Here is a 19,678-nt window from a genome sequence, read left to right as displayed (position 1 = left end):
AAAACCACTCGTGGGGGTCTAGAAATCTGTCGACCGGCACGGTTGGGGTTATGGTAAGTGTCCGGAGGGGGTATCGACCAGTACGCCAACCTCCTGCAACACCGAAAACTGCTGGTCATCGGCAAATAGCGGTGGCGTGACGGTCCTGGTCGGTCCGTTGCCGTGGGTTCGTGCCCCGGGCAGGACACGCAAAACATGGGAAACCGGAAAACGCCTCTCGAGGCCGTCGGCAAACTCAGCGACGAACGCCACGCTCAGCTGACTGTCTCCACCGGGCAGAGGGCCAAGGGCCGTGAGTGGAATACGGTTTGTATTGCCGACGGTTTCTACGAGCCGGGCGAAGACGATGACAGACAGCCGAACCCGATCGACGACGCCAACGCTCGGCTGTCCCACGTCGCCGTCACCCGAGCGAGAATGTGTCACGGGACCCGGGTACCGCTGCGAGGCTCCCAGGCGACAGTTAGCAACCGGACCGGAGCGCTCGGTGGAAGGCGCGAAGGTCGTCGGCGAAGACGGCAGGCTGCTCCATGGCGGCGAAATGCCCCCCTGAATCGGCAGTAGTCCAGCGCACCAGATGGACGCGGCGCTCCATCCACGCGCGCGGAGACTTCACGATCTCAGCAGGATAGATGGTGACCCCGGTGGGCACTGCGATCTTTCCTGCGGCTCCCTCCCCACGCGCGGTGGCCAGGGACTGTTCCCGGTACAGCCGGATGGATGAGCCGATAGATCCGGTGAACCAGTACAGCGACAGGTTGGTGAGGAAGGTGTCCCACGACAACGCATTCCGGAGGTCGCGGATGCCGTCGCGTTCGGCGTCGGTCCAGGCGTGGAACTTGTCGAGTACCCAGGCGCACCAGCCGGCGGGGGAGTCGGTGAGCGCGTACTCCAGCGCCTCGGGCCGCGTGGCCTGGATCGCGTAGTAGCCGAGGCCCTCCGCCAGATGGCGAGCATTGGCCTCGACCCACGGAAGCTCATGAGGCTCGACGAGTGTCATCGGGTCCGGTACGTCGTTGGGCGGGAAGGGCTGCGCGATGCTCAGATGCAGGCCGATGACGCGCTCGGGATACATTGCTGCAAGGTGCGAGGCCACTAGGCTGCCCCAGTCGCCACCCTGGACCAGGTAGCGGTCGTACCCGAGCGCCTCCATCAGGACAGCGAAACGGATCGCCATCGCGCGCGGCGACATGCCCGGCCCTGGTGCCGATGGGGAGTACGCATATCCCTGCAGTGACGGAGCCACGACGTGGAACGCTTCGTCGGCCGGAGCACCGTATCGGCTCGGATCTGCCAGCCGGGGGGCGGCCTCGAGGAATTCCACCACTGATCCTGGCCAGCCGTGCAGAACAAGGATCGGCGTCGCGGACTCGGTGGCCGCACGTGCGTGGAGGAAGTGGATGTCGAGGCCGTCGATCTCCAACAGCCAGTTAGGAACCGCGTTGATGCGCCGTTCGGCGGCATCGAAGTCGAACTCGGTTCGCCAGTAGTCGACGAGGGTACGGACGTACTCCTGCGGGGGACCGTACGACCACGCCGGGGAGTCGAAGCCGGGCGCCCATCGGGTCTCAGCCAGGCGCTGGCGGAGTCGCTGCACGTCCGAGGCAGGGAACCGTACGCTATGAGGTCGTGGCTGCGTGGTCATAGTCGGCCTCCGTCACTCAACTCAGCGCCTGTCGTCGACCGCGCGCCCGGAGTGAAGGTTACGGGCAGCGATACGACTCCACGGCTGATGGCGATGCTAGTGCCGCGTTCGATCGGCCCGGCCACAGTGAAGTCAGGGATGCGTGCGAGAACCTGCTCGGTGGCGATCGTCATTTCGAGCCGTGCGAGGTGCTCACCCACGCAGCGGTGTGCGCCATGCCCGAACGCCACGTGCGGGATGGGTCCGCGATCGAGACGGAAGGTGCCGGGTTCCTCGAACTTCGCCGGATCAAGATTCGCTGCGCCCCATACGATGCCCACCTTGTCTCCTGCCGCTACGGGGCACCCTTCGACGGTGTGGTCCTCGGTGGCCGTGCGGCCCATCATCTGGATGGGAGACTCCAGCCGAAGGGCCTCTTCGACCGCTGTCGCAAGGAGCTCGGGTTGGTCGAGCAGAGTCCTCTTGATGTCGGGCTGGGTTGCGAGGATGGACAGGATCCCGGAGATGCCGTTGACGGTCGTCTCCTGTCCGGCAAGGACGACGGTCATCGACATCGCGACTGCCTCCTCGTGGCTGATGGTGGATCCGTCGATCGTCGCATTGGCGATCTGGGAGAGCAGGTCGGTCCGGTCAGTGCCCTCGGCGTCGGTGACGACTCGCTCCAGGTAAGCCATGAGGTCGCGGTTGGCGGCGACCTGCTGCTCCCGGTCCCCCGCCATCGCCGCGCGATTGATCTGATCGGTGAGGTGCACCATCATCGGCCCGTCGTCGGGTACGCCCATAATCGCGGCAATCACGGCCGGGGGGACGTGACGGGCGATCCGGACCAGATCGCCCTGGCCGGACTCGATGAAGCCGTCGATCACATTGTCGACGGCGGTGCGGATGTGGTCGCGCCAGGACGTGACCCGATCAGGCCGCAGCTCAGGAACAAGGCACCGGCGGTACTTCATGTGATTCGGCGGATCCAGCTCGATCGGGATCGCGACCTCCGTCTTGAGCGGTGGGATGGTCGCTCCATGGGAGGTCGTGAGGTGGGCGTTGTCGAGCGCGGCGCGGCGCACGGCCTCGTAGCCGATCACCGCCCACCAGTCGTAACCACCCAGCGGCACACCCGGCGCGACGTCACCGTGGAGATCGCGCGCGGCGGCGTAGGCCGAGGCGAGGTCCGGTGACGTCGTGGCCGCCGTCAGGTCCAGGGCAGGGCACTTCGAAGTATTCATGACGCGGCAGCACGCTCCGTTTCGCATGAGGGCTCAATGAAGCCCCGAATTTACGGAATGTGCATTTCATAGTCAATGAAAAATATTCTATAACCGTGTCGGCATGTGTATAGCGGCTGGTGTGGCAGTCCGACCTGCCCGCTCGAGTGCATGCTGCGCCTGCTCATACGACATCGGCGGTGGCGGCGGCCCGGCCGTGTGTGCTCGCCTCGACTTCAGCATGAGACCGGCGAAGGGGCGCAAGTTATACGTTCAACGGCTCCGGGTGTCACGACCGCTCCTTGGCAAGGACTGGCAATCCACGTCCGCAGGTGCGATGGCCTGGGCACGTGCCAAGGAGGTGAGGTTGTCGGTCTCGAGCATATGCGGAAAGCTCATCGCCAGGAGTTCACACAGTCCGGCGTTGGACGCTTGGAATGTGCCCAGGCAGTACGCCAGCTCGGCGGCACCTTCCCGAAACATGGGCAATGGCCCGCACTTGTTCTACGTCCTCTCGTGGTGATTCTTCGCGGCGCCGGCTGTCGTCGGGTCCTTCTATCTGTTGTACGACGAGCGGCGCACCGGTGAGCGGGGAGAGGGAGGCGAGAGCTCTTCGGGGGCTCAGGGGGCTGATCGGCCTTGATAGAAGGACGGCGGCCGCGCAGAAGAGGGTCGAGAAATAGGTGCGTCAACCGAGCGGTCGCGTACCGAGACGGTCCGTAGCTGGCCTTTCAGGGTGGCCAGGACGGTGCGGTAGCCGCGTTTGTCGGGGTTGGAGATGGCCTCGAAGGTGACGAAGAGCTGCACGCAGGGCTCGAGGTCGATGACCTTGTTCGAAGAGGGTGGATCACGCTCTCGGGGCAGTGCCGTCGGCTGAACCTCGATATGGCGCGGGCCGACCCGGCACATGCCACAGCCGCTTCCCGGCGGCGGCCTTGACGACGAGCGGGTAGGGCAACGCCCTGCACGGTGGCGACCAACGCGCCGCTCGGTGGATGGGTCGACGCTCTGAGGCGTTGGTACGCCGCCGCGCGGGCGGCCGCGATCGCACGGGCCTTGTTCCCTGGTCAGCTCCAGCACCTCGACCGAGTGCCCCGAAGGTGATGCCTTCCTGGGCACAGGCCTCGGCCAACGCCGGGTTCTCCGGCAACAGGAACCCGTAGCCCAGATAGATCGCGCCCGCGCCGGCTTGTACGGCGGCGACCGCGATCGCCTCGACGTCGAGGTAGGTACAGACGATGATCGAGCTCAGGCCTCATCGGCCTTCAAGCGGTGCTCGGACCCGCGGTCCTGGTACGGCTGGACGGCAATGGTCTTCGAGCCGAGCTCATAGGCGGCCGGAAAAGCTCGGATCGCGATCTCGCCGCTGTTTGCCACCAGGATTTCCGGAACATCGATGAGGTGTCGATTCCGGTGGTCCGGGGCATTACAGGCGGCTTGCCACGGAGATCTTGAGCAGCTCCGACGTACCCGCGAGGATGCGCATGCTGCGGTTGTTCGTGTACATGCGGGAGATCGGCTGTTCGTCTGCCAGACCGTGCGCACCCCAGAGCTGCACGCAACAATCGAGGATGCGAGCGCTGGTGTCCTGGGCGAACGCCTTGCAGGCCGCGGCCTCGAACGGCGTCGAAGTGTTGGTGCGGACCTTGTCGACCATCTGCCCGACCATGGCGTTGACCGCCTCGAGTTGGATGTACATCTCGGCCAGCTGCATCCGGGTGTTCTGGAGGTCGAAGAGGGGCTGACCGCCGGCGACGATCCGCTCCTTGGTGTAGTCGATCGTCATCTGCAGAGCAAGCTCGGCCTGGCCCAGGGCGCGGCCCGCGCAGTGGACCCGGTCGTTGGACATCGTCATCGAGAACATCTTGAGGGCCTCGCCCTCCTCGCCGATCAGGTGCCAGTCGGGGACCCGGACGTCGTCGAAGGACCATTCGCCCAGACCGGTGGCCGGCATTCCCATCATGTCGACGCGGGACTGGGTGAAACCCGGCGTACCGGAGGGAACGAGGAATGCGCTCAGCGACCTCTTGCCGCCGGTGGGGTCGGTCTTGGCGACGACGTAGGCCAGGTCTGCATGGTTGCCCGAGGAGATGAAGGTCTTACCGCCGCTGATCACCCATTCGTCACCGTCGCGGCGCGCCGTCGTCCGGATGGCCTGGGAGTTGGTGCCGGCGTCGGGCTCGGTGAGTCCGAGTGACTGGATCGCGCCGTCGAGGATGAGCGGTGCCACATGCTGTTTGATGCGCTCGGAGGCCACCTCGAAGATCAGCTGGGTGACGTTGTCGGTCGTCATGACCGGCCCGAGGGTTCCGAAGCCGGGGGTGCGGCTGAGCTCGTGGCTGAGGATGAAGTTCATCAGCGGTCCCTGGCCCATGCCGCCGTACTCCTCAGGTACGCCGGTGGCGACGACTCCCGTGGCGGCGGCGCGACGGTGCAGCTCCTTGATGCTGAGCTCGCCGGAGGCGTACTTGTCCAGGTTCCGGTCGACCTCCCTGGTCATGAAGTCCCGGACCAGCTGGCGGTACTCCTCCTCATCCCCGGAGAAGAAGGTCCGTCGGTGGAGTGGGGTTCGACTTTTGCTTGTGGTGTGCTGGGTCACGCTGCTACCGTACTCGTTATAAGATATGTAATACAAGCGCCCTGCGGATGCTGATCAGAGGCCGTCCCGCAGGAAAGAGTGCAAGGAGTCTCCCGATGGATGAGCAGTCCCCGGCCTTCGCTACTACGTGGACCCGATTGGTCGGCGTGACCCATCCCGTCCTTCAGGACGGGATGGGGGGCGGCGCTCTGGGCACCGGCCGCTTGGCTGCGGCCGTCACCAACGCGGGCGGCCTCGGCAGCCTGAGCACACCTGGTCTGACCGGCGATCTTGCCGACCTCGAGCGTGCGATGCGGACCCAGTTCGAACAGGCGCTGAACCTGACCGACGGCCCGCTCGCGGTGAACTGCCCGGTCGGTACGACGGCGGGCGGCGAGGAGCGTCCCGCGGCGAAGCTGATGATCGACGTCATTCTCGACATCAAGAAGAGCGATCCCGTCGCCGGAGAGCAGGTGAAGGTCTTCACCAGCTCGGCCGGCTTGCCGAGCAAGGAGCTGGTCGCTCGCATTCACGATGCGGGTCTGATCTCGCAGCAGAAGATCGGCCACCCGCGGCACGCCGAGAAGGCGGTCGAGAACGGTGTCGATGTGATCATCGCGTCGGGCTTCGAGATGGGTGGTCACACCCTCAAGACGCCGATCACGACGACCGTCCTGGTCCCCGAGGTCCTGCGGAGGGTCGACGTGCCCGTTCTGGCCTCGGGTGGCTTCAAGGACGGCATCGGGCTCGCCGGAGCCCTCGGCATGGGTGCCGCGGGCATCGCCATGGGCACCCGATTCCTGGCTTCGCTCGAGAACGACTGGCACGACAACTACATCGAGCGGATCCTCGCCGCCGACATTGCGGAGTCGATCGTTATGCCGGGTGTGTACGGGCCGTGCCGTTACCTCGACGGCAAGGCGGTCGGCGAGCTTACCGAGCTCCTCTCGAACGGAACCATGTCGGAGGAGGAGCTGACGAACTGGAAGGCCGAGCACGCCTTCATGGCCCAGCGTGACGGCGATGTCGCCAACGGGCTGACTGCGGCCGGCATGGTCGGCGGCTTCATCGGCGAGCGGCTGCCGGTGGCGGCCATCGTGGGGGAGATCGTGTCCGAGGCCCGAAAGCGCGTGCAGGCCGTCGCGGGACTCCTTGCGGTCTCCTGACTTTCCGGTTCCGCGCAACCGGACCCACACCAATGATCGCAGGCGGACGATCCGCTGGGCAGAGAGGCAGAGTAGATGCTGACCGAGGAAGAGAACCTCGCCGTCACCCAGGTCGAGGGCGATGCCGTCATGGCGTGCCTGATGGAGCGTTACTGGCTCCCGGTCACCCGGGGCCAGGAGCTCGAGGTCGATGGTGCGCCGCAGCGCGTCCGCATCCTGGGGCGCAACCTCGTCGCGTTTCGTAACACGCGTGGAGAGGTCGGCGTGCTCGACGAGTACTGCCCGCACCGGGGTGCGTCACTCGCGCTCGCGCGCAACGAGAACTGTGCGCTTCAGTGCCTGTACCACGGCTGGCGCATCGCAGCCGACGGTGAGATCGTCGAGACGCCCAGCGAGCCCGAGGGCAGCACCTTCCGCGATCGCATTCGCGCCAACGCCTATCCTGTCTGGGAGGCTGGCGGCCTGGTGTGGGCCTACCTCGGCCCCAAGGAGTACGAGCCGGAGAAGCCCGCGTTCGACTTCACCGAGCTGCCCGATGACCAGGTGATGATCATCAAGGGCGTGGAGTACTGCAACTGGCTCCAGTGCCTCGAGGGTGCCGTCGACTCCGCTCACCTCAACTGGCTGCACACCAACATCACACGTCCGGACTGGCTCACGCACGCCTCCGACGGCCCGGGCTCCGGCGGCGAACTGCTCGCCAACCTGACCCCACAGGCGCCGAGGCTAGAGGCACAGACGACGTCATACGGATTCCGGTACGGCGCCATCCGACCGGTGCCCGGTGACCAGGGCTCGAAGTACATCCGTGCGACCGAGTTCGTGATGCCATTCCATTCCAACTTCCCGGGCGCTGCCGGGCACTGGGCGCACCACCAGGCGTTCGTTCCGATCGACGACCACAACTGCATGTTCTTCTACATCCAGTACAAGACCGACGGCGTGGCCATCCCCGAGGAGGACCGGCCGAAGATGCTGGAGTTCGCCGGCGTCGACACCGATAGCCAGCAGCACGGCCGCGAGACCGACCGGGTCCTGCCGTCGGCCGAGAATGTCTGGCTGCAGGACCGCGAGGCCATGAAGAACGGCATGAGCTTCTCGGGCCTGCGGGGTATCAACAACGAGGACTTCGTGGTGCAGGAGAGCATGGGTCCGATCTACGACCGGACCCGTGAGCACCTCGGCATGAGCGACGTCGCCGTCATCCGGCTGCGTCGCTTGCTTCTGGAGTCCCTGCGTGCCCTCGCCGTGGGCGAGGCGCCTGCCGGGCTGGGTGAGCCGGTGCCGTACCCCGTACTCCGCGGCGGCGAGGGCATTATCCCGCTCTCCGAGGACTGGTGGAGCGTCCTCGCGAGCGAGGCTGGCTCGGCGTCATGACGCTGCCCAGCATCCCGGACCCGGGAATCGATCCGTGGGACCCGCTCAGCCGGGTGTCGATCGGGATCATGGTCGACAAGGCGCGGGAATCGGTGATGGTCGAGCGGCGGGCGGGTCGGGAGCCGGAGGTACTCAAGATCAGCCCCGAGGCGCACCGGCTCCTCCGCTACGTCAAGCGCTTCGAGATCCAGGCCGGCCGCGACATGGCGCTGCTCGGCAAGCGGGTCCAAGTGGACGATGCGTTGCACGACGACGACGTCACCACGGAACTAACGAAAGAAGGATGAAGAAATGCCGTTTGTGATCGGCGATGGCTGCGTGGACGTGAAGGACCGCAGCTGCATCGGTTTCTGTCCGGTCGACTGCATCTACGAGGGTGGTCGCAAGCTCTATATCAACCCCGACGAGTGCATCGACTGCGGAGCATGCGAGTCGGCATGCCCGATGAACGCGATCTTCTACGATGCGACGATCCCCGCGGGTCAGGAGGCCCACGTGGAGGCCAACCGGGCCTTCTTCGCCGAGCTCGGTACACCGGGCGGAGCCAAGCGCGTGGGGCCGCAGACCTGGGACGTGATCCCGGATGGCCATGACACCGTCTGAGGAGGGGGCTGCTGACGTCGGCCGTCACGTGGCCGTCATCGGCGCGGGGCCCAGCGGTGTCTATGCGGCCGAGGACATGGCGACCCGGCTCGGGTGGTCGGTCGATGTCATCGATCGGCTGCCCACGCCCTACGGGCTGCTGCGCTACGGCGTCGCGCCGGACCACATGAAGATGAAGTCCCTGGCTAGGGCCCTCGAGCGGGTCTTTGCGCATTCGAACGTGCGCTTCTTCGGCAACGTCGAGGTCGGGCGGGACATCCGGGTGGAGGAGTTGCGTGCCCGGTACGACGCCGTGATCTATGCCGTGGGTGCTCCGGGGCACCGGCGACTCGGCGTCCCCGGGGAGGACCTCATCGGCGTACAGCCGGCCACCGACCTGGTGGCCTGGTACAGCGGGCACCCTGACGCGGCGGCGCCGCCGGATCTGTCGGCGGCACGTTCAGCTGTCGTGATCGGTGCCGGCAACGTCGCCCTCGATGTGGCCCGCCTGCTGGCAAAGTCGGCTCATGAGCTGCTTCCCACGGATGTGCCCGGGGACGTCATCGAGGCGCTGGAGCGCAGTGCCCTCACCGATATCCACATCGTGTGCCGTCGTGGTCCTGCCGATGTGAAGTTCACGTACAAGGAGCTCGCGGAGATGGGCGAGCTCGAGAACGCCGACGTCGTCGTGCATGCTGGCGAATACTCGCTCGACTCCGAGGGAGTGATGGGCGCGCAGGCCACGATCATCGACCTGTTCCGTCAGTGGGCGGAGCGGGAGTCGGGTAGGCGGAAGTCGCGGACGGTGCACTTCCACTTCGGGCTCCGGCCCGAGCGGGTGAACGGCACCAGGGGCGTCGAGGCCATCACCTTCGGGTCCGCCGGCGGTGACCAGGTGATTCCGGTCGATCTGGTCGTCACGGCGATCGGAAGCTTCGGCCGCGCGATGGTCGACGTCGACTTCGATGCGGGGCGCGGCGTCATTCCACACCTCGACGGGCGGGTTCAACCGCCGAGCCCCGGCCTCAGCGGCGAGTACGTCGTGGGCTGGATCAAACGGGGGCCGTCCGGTGTCATCGGGACGAACAAGGCCGATGCCATCAACACTGTCGCAACGGTCGTGGCGGATCTCGAGGCCGCCGTGGACACAGTGCCGCATGCTGTGACGCGCCCATTCGGCGAGGACGAGTTCGGAAGTGCGGTCCTGTGGGACGGCTGGCTCGGGATCGACCGTGCGGAGATCGCCGGGGGCGCTGCCCGCGGCGCTGCCCGGGTGAAGGTGGCGACCTGGGATCAGCTATTGGCGTCGGCCGGCGCTACTCGCGGCGACGCCCGGTCATGACCCGGCGATCCCGTCCGTTCCTATAAGATGTATCCGTGGTGGCGACATGGGCGACTAAGACAGATGCGGCATACGCATGGCTACGGGGCCAGATCCTGGATGGCAGCCTGCCGCCTGGATCGGCACTCGACCAGGAGCGCATCACGCTCGAGCTCGGGCTCTCGACCACGCCTCTGCGTGAGGCCCTCCGCCGGCTCGAGGCGGAGGGCTTGCTGACCCAGATCGCCCACCGCGAGATGCGGGTTCCACCGCTGACCAAGAAGGAAATTCGAGACACCTACGACATTCGCCTGCAGCTGGACCCGTACGCCGCAAAGATCGGCGCGGCGCGGGCGAGCCAGGAGATTCGTGACCAGGTGGTTGGCTTGCGTGAGTTCCGTCCTGGCGCCACCATTCCCGAGATGGTGGCCCAACACAAGGCGGTGCACCGCTTGATGTACGCCGCCGCGGACAACCAGCCGCTGACCGATCTGCTGGACACGCTGTGGGACCGGTCGGGCCGCTACATCGCGATCCTCCTGAAAGAGGCGTCCGAACTCCGGCTGGAGCACTACCGTGACGTCGTCAATGCATTCGTCGCGGCTGACTCGGCGACGGTTGCACGGTTGCTCAAGGCCTCGCTTGTCGAGTCGCGCGACGCGCTCGTCGCGCGACTCGATGGGTGAGCGGGCCGCTACCTCCCGATCCTGCTGCGGGAGGCGTCTGAACTCCGGGCCCGAGCACAAAGCGTGCCGTCCTCGACACGTGTCGAGGACGGCACGCTTTTGTTGTTGCGGTCCAGGCGATGCGCCTCGTACCGCTGGTCAAGACCTCGCTTGTCGAGCTGCGCGGTTCTTTCGTCTCGCGGCTCGACAAGCGACGGCTCACCAGTTCGTGTCGTCGAGGGCGACCGCCCGTGCCTCGATCAGCGCTGCGATGTCCTCGCCGTCGTAGCCGATTTCGCGCAGCACCTCCTCGGTGAACTGGCCGGGGGTCGGCGCGGACGCCTGGCTCGGGGTCGCAGCTGCGCCGACGTTCACCAACGTGCCGAACCAGCCGGTGACAACGCCGTAGCGCGGGTCGTCGGCGGTAGTCACCACGCCGCACGCACGTGCCCCGGCGTCGGTGCGAACGATCGGCCATCCGTCTGCTGCAACGCGCACCGACCACACTCCGCGCCCGTCAAGCCGTGTGACCAGGTCGTCGGTGGCGCGGCGGGATACGGCGTCCGCGACGGCGGCCACCACCTCCGCGTCCCAGGCGGCCCGGTTCGCTTGCGGCGACACTGCGAGCTCGTCGAGGACGGCCGCTCCGGCGGCTTCGGTGCGGGCAGCAACGGCAATCCAGCCGTCGGCCGTCCGCCAGAAGCGCTCCCACGGGTGGAAGCCCGTCTGGGTGTCATCGACAACGATGCCGGAGTGGCGCTGACCGTCGGCGTCCTCCAGGACATCGGCTAGGAGGAACAGCGAGGTACGGAGCAGATCAACCTCGGCCTCCATCGCCCGCCCCGTCTCGGCCTGCTCCTCGAGCGCGATGAGGACGGCGAGCGCGCCCATGCCTGCGGTGGCGAAGTCGACGATGTTCGAGCGGCACAGTTCCGGCATGCCGATCGGGCCGCTGGCGCGTCGGGCGAGCCCGGCGAGCGACTGGAAGATGAAGTCGAACCCGGTGGCGGCGGCGCGAGGGCCGTGCTGGCCATAGCCGCTGGTCTGCAGGCTGACAAGGCCGGGATTGGCGACCCGTAGATCGGCCGGTGAGATGCCCAGCCGGTCGGCGACGCCGACGCGAAAGTTGTGGGCTGCTACGTGCGAACGACCGATAAGGCGGCGTACGACGGAGAGGCCGGCCTCGGACTTCAGGTCGACTCGGATGCCGCGCTTGCCACGGTTCGAGACCAGAATGCTCCGGTACGTCGTCACCGGGCGGGGGTTCTCGACCGGTTCGACCCAGACGACATCGGCACCGAGATCGCGCAGGATACGGGTGCTCATCGGCCCGGCGACGAAGGTCCCGAAGTCGACGACCCGCAGCCCCTTCAGCGGTTGCCCCTCGTCGGACGAGGCCTGCCAGGAGGGCTCAATCGGGTCCGAGGCCGCAACGACGCTCAGCGGTACGCCGACCCGGCGGCCCCCCTGTCCGTCGCTCTCGAGGATCCCGCTGGCCCTCACCTGCTCGTCATCCCAGGCATCGCCGGGATTGTTGACGAACTCGACGCCGACCCCAGCGGCCGCCAGGATCCGCGCCACTTCAGCGCGGTCGTGGCGGGCGATGGCCGGTGCGATGACGTCGTAGGGCGCGTAGTAGTTGCGCAGCCCACCGTTCGGGTTGGGCGCTCCGGAGTGGTTGGGGTCGACCTCCTCGTCGATCCCGAGGGCGGAGTACAGGCGGGCGAGCGCACCGCGTACTCCCAAGACCAGCTGAATCCATTCGCCGTCTGCGCACGGGAATACGAGTTGTTGGACGCCGCGTGGCTGGTACAGATCGAACTTCGGTGCTGGTCGTTCGGCGTCCATCCACAGCGAGGGGAAGATCAGTGCGAGCCCCTGGAACAGGGTCGTGCCGACCAGTTGCCCTCTTCCGGTGGTGCGTCGTTGTAGGAGCGCGGCCCAGGTGCCACAGAGCGCGAGCAACGCGGCGCCGTACGTCGCCGGCTGCTGGCCATAGAAGAACGCGCGGTCTGCGTGCTGCTCCGAGGCGATCCCTGAACGGGCCTGGACGAGGAGCTCGACCGCCGGGAAGCCTGGGTCGCCTGGCCAGCCGGTGATTTCCACGACCACGAGGTGCGGGTGGAGTGAGCGGAGGTCGTTGGCCGACCAGGGCGGGGCCACGTCGGGATCGGCCACCCCGCCGAGCAGGACGACGTCGGAGGTCCGGAGGAGCATCGGGAGCTCGTCGCGGGTCGCGGTCGACTCCCACGGCTCCCAGCTGTCGACGTACGGGTAGCTTTCCTTGATCCTGGTCGGCTGACCGACCCGGATGACGGTGGCGCCGAGTCGGCGCATCAACGCGGCCGCCACAGTCGTGGCGAGGTCGTCCCCGGCGTCGAGCACAGTGAGTTTCTCGGCGCTTCTGAGCGTCATATGTCGATCCTTCTCATCCAATTGCACCCTATGCAATGACAAACAATGACATGTAGGTTATAACTTATAGATCACATGAGCCGAGAGGAGAGGCGATGACGGGCCAGGAGGGCACCGACGTCGGAGTCCGGAGTGCTGGATTGTCGAGCGCCACGTTGCATGAGGCAGCGGGGCGGGTCGGTGCGCTGCCGGCAGTGATTCGCCCGGTTCACCCGGACTTCGAGCTTCGTGGTCCGGCGTACCCGGTCGCGTGCACGCCGGGGCACAACCTTTGGATCCACCGCGCCGTGTACGCGGCGCCGGCCGGATCGATCCTGGTGGTGAACGTCGGCGACGGTGTCGACTACGGATATTGGGGAGAGGTCCTGGCCGTCGCCGCTGTTGCACGCGGACTGCGCGGTCTCGTCATCAACGGCGGCGTCCGCGACGCGACCCAGCTCGCGGCGATGAACTTCCCCGTATTCAGCGCTGCGGTGACCCTTCGCGGCACCGGCAAGGACCCGCGGGGTGCCGGCAGTTTGGGCGAGCCGGTCGCGATCGGTGAGGTGACGGTCCACGCGGGTGACCTGGTCGTCGGCGACGCGGATGGCGTCGTGGTCATTCCGGCCGAGCGTGTCGCCGAGGTGGTCGCCGCGTCGCACCGCCGTGAGGCGGACGAGGCGGCGTACATGGACCGGCTCCGTGCCGGTGAGAGCACCATGGCGATCTACGGCCTGCCGGAGGTCACGTCGTGAACAGTGACGAATGGCGTGCCGAGGTGCGGCAGTTCCTGGACGAGGCGCTGAGCGCAGGCCGCTTCCGGCCCGCGGTCGACAATTGGGTCCAGGGCATCGACCCCGACTTCAGTCGCGAGCTCGCGGATCGCGGGTGGGTGGGCATGGCGGTGCCGAAAGAGTACGGCGGCCGCGGGGAGAGCGCCCTGCGTCGCTGGGTCGTCACCGACGAGCTGCTCGCCGCCGGCGCCCCGGTCGCGGCGCACTGGATCGGCGACCGGCAGATCGCGCCGAGCCTGCTGCGGCACGGCACCGAGGCGCAGAAGCAGAAGTATCTGCCGGGCATCGCCAGTGGCGAGCTGTTCTTCGCCCTCGGGATGAGCGAGTCCGAGGCGGGTTCCGACCTCGCCGCGATCAAGACCCGCGCCGTTCGTGACGGCGCTGGCTGGCGGCTGTCCGGGGCGAAGCTGTGGACCTCGCACGCCCAGATCGCACACGCGGTGCTGGTCCTTGCGCGCACCGAGCCCGTCGGCGACAGCCGGCATGCCGGCATGAGCCAGTTCCTCGTGGACATGGATACCCCGGGCGTGACCGTGCGGCCGATCCGCACGATCGATGGCAAGGCGCACTTCAACGAGCTGATATTCGATGACGTACTGCTTGCGCCGGAGGCGCTGCTCGGTGCCGAAGGTGCCGGGTGGAGCCAGGTGACTGCCGAGCTGGCCTACGAGCGGAGCGGTCCCGAGCGGATCGAGAGCACCGTGCCGCTGCTGCTTGCGTGGGGGCGCACGATCGAGGCCTCCGACCAGCGGTCACGTGAGGAGTTCGCCGGGTTGATGGCCCGGCTCGCGGTGCTGCGGCACATGTCTTTCGGGATTGCGCAACAGCTCGACCGCGGCCAGGTGCCCGACACCGACGCCGCGATGGTCAAGGCGCTCGGCGGTGACTTCGAGCAGCAGGTCGTTTCGGTGGTGTCCCGGCTCGCCGGCTGTCAGCCGTCCTTCACCGCGGAGCGGAGCCTTGCGGACCACCTGGCCTACGCCATCACGCACGCCCCGACGTTCACGATCCGGGGTGGCGCCAGTGACATCTTGCGAGGCATTGTCGCGAAAGGAGTCGGTCTGCGATGACACCGGAAGAACAGGAGGAGCTGCTCGTCCTGGGCCGCACGGTCGACGAGGTTTTGGCGGCCGCCGGCGACGAGGTAACGCCGGAGGAAGCCTGGGCGGCCCTGGCCGAGCTCGGAATGACCGCCGTCGGGCTACCCGAGGAGCTGGGCGGCAGTGGTGGTGACGTCGTGCAGGCAGCCGCCGTCCTCCGCGCCGTTGCCTACCGTTGCGCGCCGGCCCCGGTGGCCGAGTCCGCATGGGGAGGCTCCTGGCTGCTGGCTCGAGCCGGCCTGCCGGTGCCGGAGTGCCCTGCAGTAGCGCTGTGGGTGGGCGCTGACGTGGAGGTGGCCAGCTCGGGGGGAACGACCCGTATCCGCGGAACCGTCCGAGCCGTGGCGGGCGCACGCTGCGCCGACCTGCTGGTGGTCGCCGTACCGAACGAGGCGGGCGCCGCTCTCGTTCGATTGACCACCGACAACGTCACCCTGGTGCCCGGAGCAGACCTGGCTGGCCTCCCGCTCGACGACGTCTGCCTGGACGTCGAGGTCCTCGACGCCGAACTCGTCGCGGTGCCGGTGACCCGCGACGACTTCGACCTACGGGTCGCTGTGGCGCGCCTCGTCCAGATCACGGGTGCGGCAGCCAGGGCGGCCGACCTGGTGCTCGACCACGTGCGCACCCGGGAACAGTTCGGGCGACCGCTCGCTCGGTTCCAGGTCGTCCAGGGGCGAGCAGCCACCATTGCATCGTCGACGAGGCTGCTGGATGCCGCTGCCGATCTCGCTGTCGAGTCGATCGCCTCGATCGACCGCCCGGATGGCAACGAAGCCGACCTGCGGGCAGCACGGTTGCGCGCCGTGCTCGCGGTCGCGACGGCGTACGACGCGGTCGGTGAGGTGGCCGCGCACAGCCACCAGTTGCTGGGGGCGATGGGTTTCACGACGGAGCACCCGCTCTACCGCAGCACGACACGCATGTGGTCCTGGCGCGAGGAAGCCGGTGGCCAGCGACGCTGGCTTGCCCAAGCGGCCGAGGCCCTCCTGGCCGATCAGGGCCGCGACGCCTGGGCTCAATTGGCCGATCGATGAGGAGCTCGACGATGGATCTGGAATACACGGTTGCGGACCACGTGGGCCTCATCCGGCTCAACCGGCCGGAGATGAGGAACGCGTTCACCTTCGCGATGCTCGACGACTGGCGGGCCGCGCTGCGCTCGGCGATCGACGATGACAATGTCCGGGCGCTGGTGCTCGCCGGTGCCGGTGGCTCGTTCTGCTCGGGTGTCGAGCTCGCCGAGCTGCAGACGATCGCGGACACGCCGCTGGCGCACAAGTACATGCTCACCCGTCGGGTGCACCCCATCGCCCGGCTCGTCGAGGAGCTCGACAAGCCGCTCATCGCCGCCGTCGGTGGTGTCGCTGTCGGGGCGGGGATGGATATGGCCCTGATGTGCGACATGCGTTTCGTATCTCCTCGCGCGCGCTTCAGCGAGGGCTACATCAAGGTCGGCTTGGTGCCCGGCGACGGCGGTGCCCACTACCTGCCCCGCATCGTCGGCGAGGCCAAGGCCCTCGAGCTGCTGATGACCGGTGACATGGTCGACGGCGAGGAGGCCCTGCGTATCGGGCTCGCGACCAAGCTCTTCCCCGAGGAGACCCTCCTGGACGAGACACTGGCGTTTGCCCGGAGGCTCGCCGCCATGCCGCCGGCCCACATACAGCTGATCAAGTCCGCCGTACGTCGGGGCCGCGATACGAGCCTTGCCACGAGCCTGGACCTCATCTCCTCCCACATGGGGATCGCGATGGCGACGGCGGACCACTATGAGGCCATGGCCGCGTTCACTGAGCGCCGGAGCGGGAAGTACATCGGCGCGTGATGACAGTGACGACCACTGGCCCTGACCTCGATCGATTCCTCCGCCCGGCGTCCATCGCCATCGTCGGCGCCTCGGAGGCCGCGGGCGGCTATCCCGCCAAGGTGCTCGGCAACCTGCGCCGCTTCGGTTTCCGCGGCGAGATCTACCCGGTCAACCCGCGCCGGGAGACCGTCTTCGACCTTCCCTGCTACCCCTCGCTGTCCGATACCCCGACGGTGCCCGACTTGGCCCTCGTGCTGGTGCCTGCATCGGCCGCGGAGGCGGTGATCGCCGAGGCCGCGTCGCTGGGTGTCCGGGCCGCGGTGGTGTTCTCCTCCGGATTCGCCGAGATGGGTGCCGGCGGCCTCGCCGCCCAGCAGCGGATCGCGGACATCGCGTCCGAGGGTGGTCTGCTCCTCCTCGGACCCAACAGCCAGGGCTATTTCCACCAGCCCGGGGACGTGGTTGCCAGCTTCAGTACGGTGCTCGACGACGGCCTCGCCGAAGGTGCTTCGATCGCGTACGTCGGACAGAGTGGTGCCCTCGGTGGTGCCGTCCTCGGCTTCGCCCGTGAGCGCGGCATCGGGATTGCCTCCTGGTTCAGCACCGGTAACGAGGCGGGACTGAGCGCGACCGATGCGGCGCGGCGGCTGCTGGACAATCCGTCGATCAGCACGGTGATCGTGCACCTCGAGGCCGTCCCGGACGGCCGCGCCTGGACCGCGCTGGCCGAGGCCGTGCGATTCTCTGGAAAGAGAGTGGTATGCCTCCGGTCTGGGCGATCGAGTGCGGGCCAGCGGGCCGCCGCGTCCCACACCGGTGCCATGGTGCGTGACGACGAGGCGTTCGTCCGCACCGCCGCGGCGGCCGGCATCGTTGTCGTCGACGACATCGACGCGGCCCTTGACCTCGTCGAGGCGCTGAGCGCCCCGGTCGTCGCCGGCCGCCGGGTCGGGATCATCACCACGTCGGGTGGTGCCGGCGGTCTGGCATCGGACCACCTGGCGAAGTACGACATCGACGTGCCTGTGCTCTCCGAGGCGACCCGCGAGCGGCTCGCAGCGGTTGTGCCGGCGTACGGCGCCGTGGCGAACCCGGTCGACGTGACCGCTCAGCTATTCACCGGCGACCTCGCGCGCTTCGGCGCGGTGGCCGCGACCGTGGCCGCGGACGATGAGATCGATGCGGTGCTCATCGTCGTCACCAACCTGAGCGGGGAGACAGCCCGGGTCGTCGCTGAGGGGATCGTCCGCGAGATGGCAGGCACGACCAAGCCGTGCCAGATCGCGTGGCTGGCCCCGGCCGCGAGGGTAAGTGCGGCTCGGGAGGTGCTGGAAGCCGCCGGCATCCGGGTGTACCACTCGGTCCCCGACGCGGTCCGTCCCCTGCACCGCCGGCTCCACGTGCCGGCGGCGCGGACCGGGGGTCTCGTGCCCCTCGACGCACGTCCGCGGACTGCGGTCTGGCAGGAACTGGCCGACTTGTCCGTCGTAACCGAGCACCGCGGCAGGCACCTGCTGGAAGCAGCCGGCATTGCCGTACCGGCCTCTGTGCTGGTCACGGGCAAGGCCGATCTCGAGCTCGCACGGCAGATGACGCCGCCGTACGTCGTGAAGATCCAGTCGCCGGACGTCCTCCACAAGACCGACGTCGGCGGAGTCCGCCTGGGGGTGACGCGCGCCGGCCTCGCCGAGTCCGTGGACGAGGTCCGTGCGGCCGTGGCCGCGCAGGTCCCGGACGCGACCGTCGAGGGCGTTCTGGTGCAGGAGATGGCCGACGTCGGCGTCGACCTTATCGTGGCCGTCCGGGCCGGCGATGACGGCTACCGCCCGGTCGTGACCGTCGGCGCGGGCGGCGTTGCCACCGAACTGTTCGGTGATATCGCCTCCGCCCTGGCCCCGATCGAAGCCGCCGATGTGGTCGCGCTGCTCCGCAAGCTGCGCAGCTGGCCGCTCCTCGACGGGTTCCGAGGCGCCACTCCCGCCGACGTCGACGGCCTTGCCACGGCGATCTCGGAACTGACCTGGCTCGCCGCCCAGGACCCCGCGCTCCGGGAGATCGAGATCAACCCGTTGCGGGTGGGTCCCAACGGCGTGACCGCGCTCGATCTCGTCTGCCTGCGCAGCGCGCAGGCCAATGAACCAACCACCCACTGAAGGAGATCTGATGATCATCGACTCGCACGCGCACCTGGTGGCACCGCCGTCGTTCCAGGCTGCCTGGACGATGATGGAGGCAGCCGGCCCCTACAGCGGCCGCACCCCGATGCACTGCACGCCGGACGAGCTCATCGAGTGGGCCGACAAGCAGATCGCCCTGATGGACGAGGTGGGGACCGACGTACAGCTCACCTCGGCGCGCCCGTACACGCTCAAGCACTCGCACAAGCCCGGCAAGCTCGTCGAGTGGTGGGTGCAGAACAACAACGACGCCGTCCACATCCAGGCCCAGGCGCGCCCCGACCGCATCAAGGGGGTCGCCGCGCTCCCGCAGCAGGCGGGTGAGCCGGTGTCGGTGGTGTTCGAGGAGCTGTCGCGGTGCATCGACGACCTCGGCTTCGTCGGGGTGCTCCTCAACCCGGACCCGGGCGAGGGTAACGGCCTCACGCCGACGATGGACTCCGAGTACTGGTACCCGCTCTACGAGAAGCTCGTGGAGTACGACGTACCGGCGCTCCTGCACTGCGCGGGCTGTTACGGCCGCGAGAACTTCAGCGAGCACTTCATCAGCGAGGAGTCGCTGGCGATCCTGTCGATGACCCGCGGCACGGTGTTCCAGGACTTCCCAACCCTCAAGATCGTGGTGCCCCACGGTGGCGGCTCGGTGCCGTACCAGTTGGGTAGGTGGGCGGCCCACACCGGCAAGCACAAGGGCTGGGGCGGCATCGATGAGTCCCTGCATGAGATGCGCCAGCTGCTGCGTCACTTCTACTACGACACCACGATCTATACGTCGCAGCGCCTGGACGGCTACATCGGGCCCGATCCGTCCGCGATCTACCACAGCACCACCGCGAATCAGACCAAGATCGTCGCGACCTTCTCCGG

General features: G+C 67.7%; 16 protein-coding genes and 1 pseudogene. 12 read left to right on the top strand and 5 right to left on the bottom strand.

Annotation, left to right across the window (positions count from 1 at the left end):
- Positions 1–463 precede the first annotated feature (463 nt).
- The 4 genes and pseudogenes from ABZW16_RS36790 to ABZW16_RS36775 form a co-directional block, all read right to left on the bottom strand.
- Positions 464–1,645 (bottom strand): epoxide hydrolase family protein, encoded by a 1,182-nt coding sequence (locus tag ABZW16_RS36790; RefSeq protein ID WP_354960752.1) that lies wholly within the window; start codon positions 1,643–1,645, stop codon positions 464–466.
- Positions 1,642–2,868 (bottom strand): cytochrome P450, encoded by a 1,227-nt coding sequence (locus ABZW16_RS36785; protein ID WP_354960751.1) that lies wholly within the window; start codon positions 2,866–2,868, stop codon positions 1,642–1,644. The genes ABZW16_RS36790 and ABZW16_RS36785 overlap by 4 nt, the downstream gene beginning before the upstream one ends.
- Before the next feature lie 1,004 nt (positions 2,869–3,872).
- A pseudogene (locus ABZW16_RS36780) lies at positions 3,873–4,245 on the bottom strand (biotin carboxylase N-terminal domain-containing protein); the annotation flags it as partial.
- A gap of 28 nt (positions 4,246–4,273) precedes the next feature.
- Positions 4,274–5,446, bottom strand: coding sequence for an acyl-CoA dehydrogenase family protein (locus ABZW16_RS36775; RefSeq protein ID WP_354960750.1), 1,173 nt, complete (start codon positions 5,444–5,446; stop codon positions 4,274–4,276).
- 137 nt (positions 5,447–5,583) lie between these two features.
- Here ABZW16_RS36775 and ABZW16_RS36770 point away from each other — a divergent pair, with 137 nt between their 5' ends.
- The 6 genes from ABZW16_RS36770 to ABZW16_RS36745 all read left to right on the top strand — a co-directional run bounded on the left by ABZW16_RS36770 (position 5,584) and on the right by ABZW16_RS36745 (position 10,557).
- Positions 5,584–6,591 carry a nitronate monooxygenase gene (locus ABZW16_RS36770; RefSeq protein WP_354960749.1) on the top strand — a complete coding sequence of 336 codons (1,008 nt, stop codon included), beginning with the start codon at positions 5,584–5,586 and terminating at the stop codon, positions 6,589–6,591.
- 75 nt (positions 6,592–6,666) lie between these two features.
- Positions 6,667–7,968, top strand: a complete 1,302-nt coding sequence (locus tag ABZW16_RS36765; RefSeq protein WP_354960748.1) for a Rieske 2Fe-2S domain-containing protein — start codon at positions 6,667–6,669, stop codon at positions 7,966–7,968.
- A complete protein-coding gene (locus ABZW16_RS36760; RefSeq protein WP_354960747.1) occupies positions 7,965–8,255 on the top strand; it encodes a hypothetical protein in 291 nt (96 codons plus the stop codon). Before ABZW16_RS36765 ends, ABZW16_RS36760 begins: the two co-directional genes overlap by 4 nt.
- Before the next feature lie 4 nt (positions 8,256–8,259).
- Complete coding sequence (fdxA, locus tag ABZW16_RS36755) at positions 8,260–8,571, top strand: ferredoxin (RefSeq protein WP_354960745.1); 312 nt, start codon at positions 8,260–8,262, stop codon at positions 8,569–8,571.
- Entirely contained in the window at positions 8,558–9,892 is a 1,335-nt protein-coding gene (locus ABZW16_RS36750; protein WP_354960744.1) for an FAD-dependent oxidoreductase, read from the top strand. Before fdxA ends, ABZW16_RS36750 begins: the two co-directional genes overlap by 14 nt.
- A 35-nt stretch (positions 9,893–9,927) precedes the next feature.
- Positions 9,928–10,557, top strand: coding sequence for a GntR family transcriptional regulator (locus ABZW16_RS36745; RefSeq protein WP_354960742.1), 630 nt, complete (start codon positions 9,928–9,930; stop codon positions 10,555–10,557).
- Positions 10,558–10,755: 198 nt separating this feature from the next.
- Here the strand turns inward: ABZW16_RS36745 and ABZW16_RS36740 are convergent, their stop codons facing one another.
- The gene (locus tag ABZW16_RS36740) at positions 10,756–12,951 is read right to left on the bottom strand and encodes a CoA transferase (protein WP_354960741.1); all 2,196 of its coding nucleotides are present in this window, start codon (positions 12,949–12,951) and stop codon (positions 10,756–10,758) included.
- 95 nt (positions 12,952–13,046) lie between these two features.
- Between ABZW16_RS36740 and ABZW16_RS36735 the strand changes: the two genes are divergently transcribed.
- The 6 genes from ABZW16_RS36735 to ABZW16_RS36710 form a co-directional block, all read left to right on the top strand.
- Positions 13,047–13,685 carry a 4-hydroxy-4-methyl-2-oxoglutarate aldolase gene (locus ABZW16_RS36735; protein WP_354960740.1) on the top strand — a complete coding sequence of 213 codons (639 nt, stop codon included), beginning with the start codon at positions 13,047–13,049 and terminating at the stop codon, positions 13,683–13,685.
- Entirely contained in the window at positions 13,682–14,794 is a 1,113-nt protein-coding gene (locus tag ABZW16_RS36730) for an acyl-CoA dehydrogenase family protein (protein WP_354960739.1), read from the top strand. Before ABZW16_RS36735 ends, ABZW16_RS36730 begins: the two co-directional genes overlap by 4 nt.
- Complete coding sequence (locus tag ABZW16_RS36725) at positions 14,791–15,861, top strand: acyl-CoA dehydrogenase family protein (protein ID WP_354960738.1); 1,071 nt, start codon at positions 14,791–14,793, stop codon at positions 15,859–15,861. Before ABZW16_RS36730 ends, ABZW16_RS36725 begins: the two co-directional genes overlap by 4 nt.
- A gap of 11 nt (positions 15,862–15,872) precedes the next feature.
- The gene (locus ABZW16_RS36720; protein WP_354960737.1) at positions 15,873–16,652 is read left to right on the top strand and encodes an enoyl-CoA hydratase/isomerase family protein; all 780 of its coding nucleotides are present in this window, start codon (positions 15,873–15,875) and stop codon (positions 16,650–16,652) included.
- Complete coding sequence (locus tag ABZW16_RS36715; protein WP_354960736.1) at positions 16,652–18,787, top strand: acetate--CoA ligase family protein; 2,136 nt, start codon at positions 16,652–16,654, stop codon at positions 18,785–18,787. The genes ABZW16_RS36720 and ABZW16_RS36715 overlap by 1 nt, the downstream gene beginning before the upstream one ends.
- 10 nt (positions 18,788–18,797) lie before the next feature.
- The coding region (locus tag ABZW16_RS36710) for an amidohydrolase family protein (protein ID WP_354960735.1) at positions 18,798–19,678 on the top strand (881 nt) is incomplete at its 3' end.

Origin of the sequence: Nocardia sp. NPDC004604, assembly GCF_040609795.1 — a bacterium.
GTDB lineage: Bacteria > Actinomycetota > Actinomycetes > Mycobacteriales > Mycobacteriaceae > Nocardia.
This window is presented reverse-complemented; position numbering and strand designations above follow the sequence as displayed.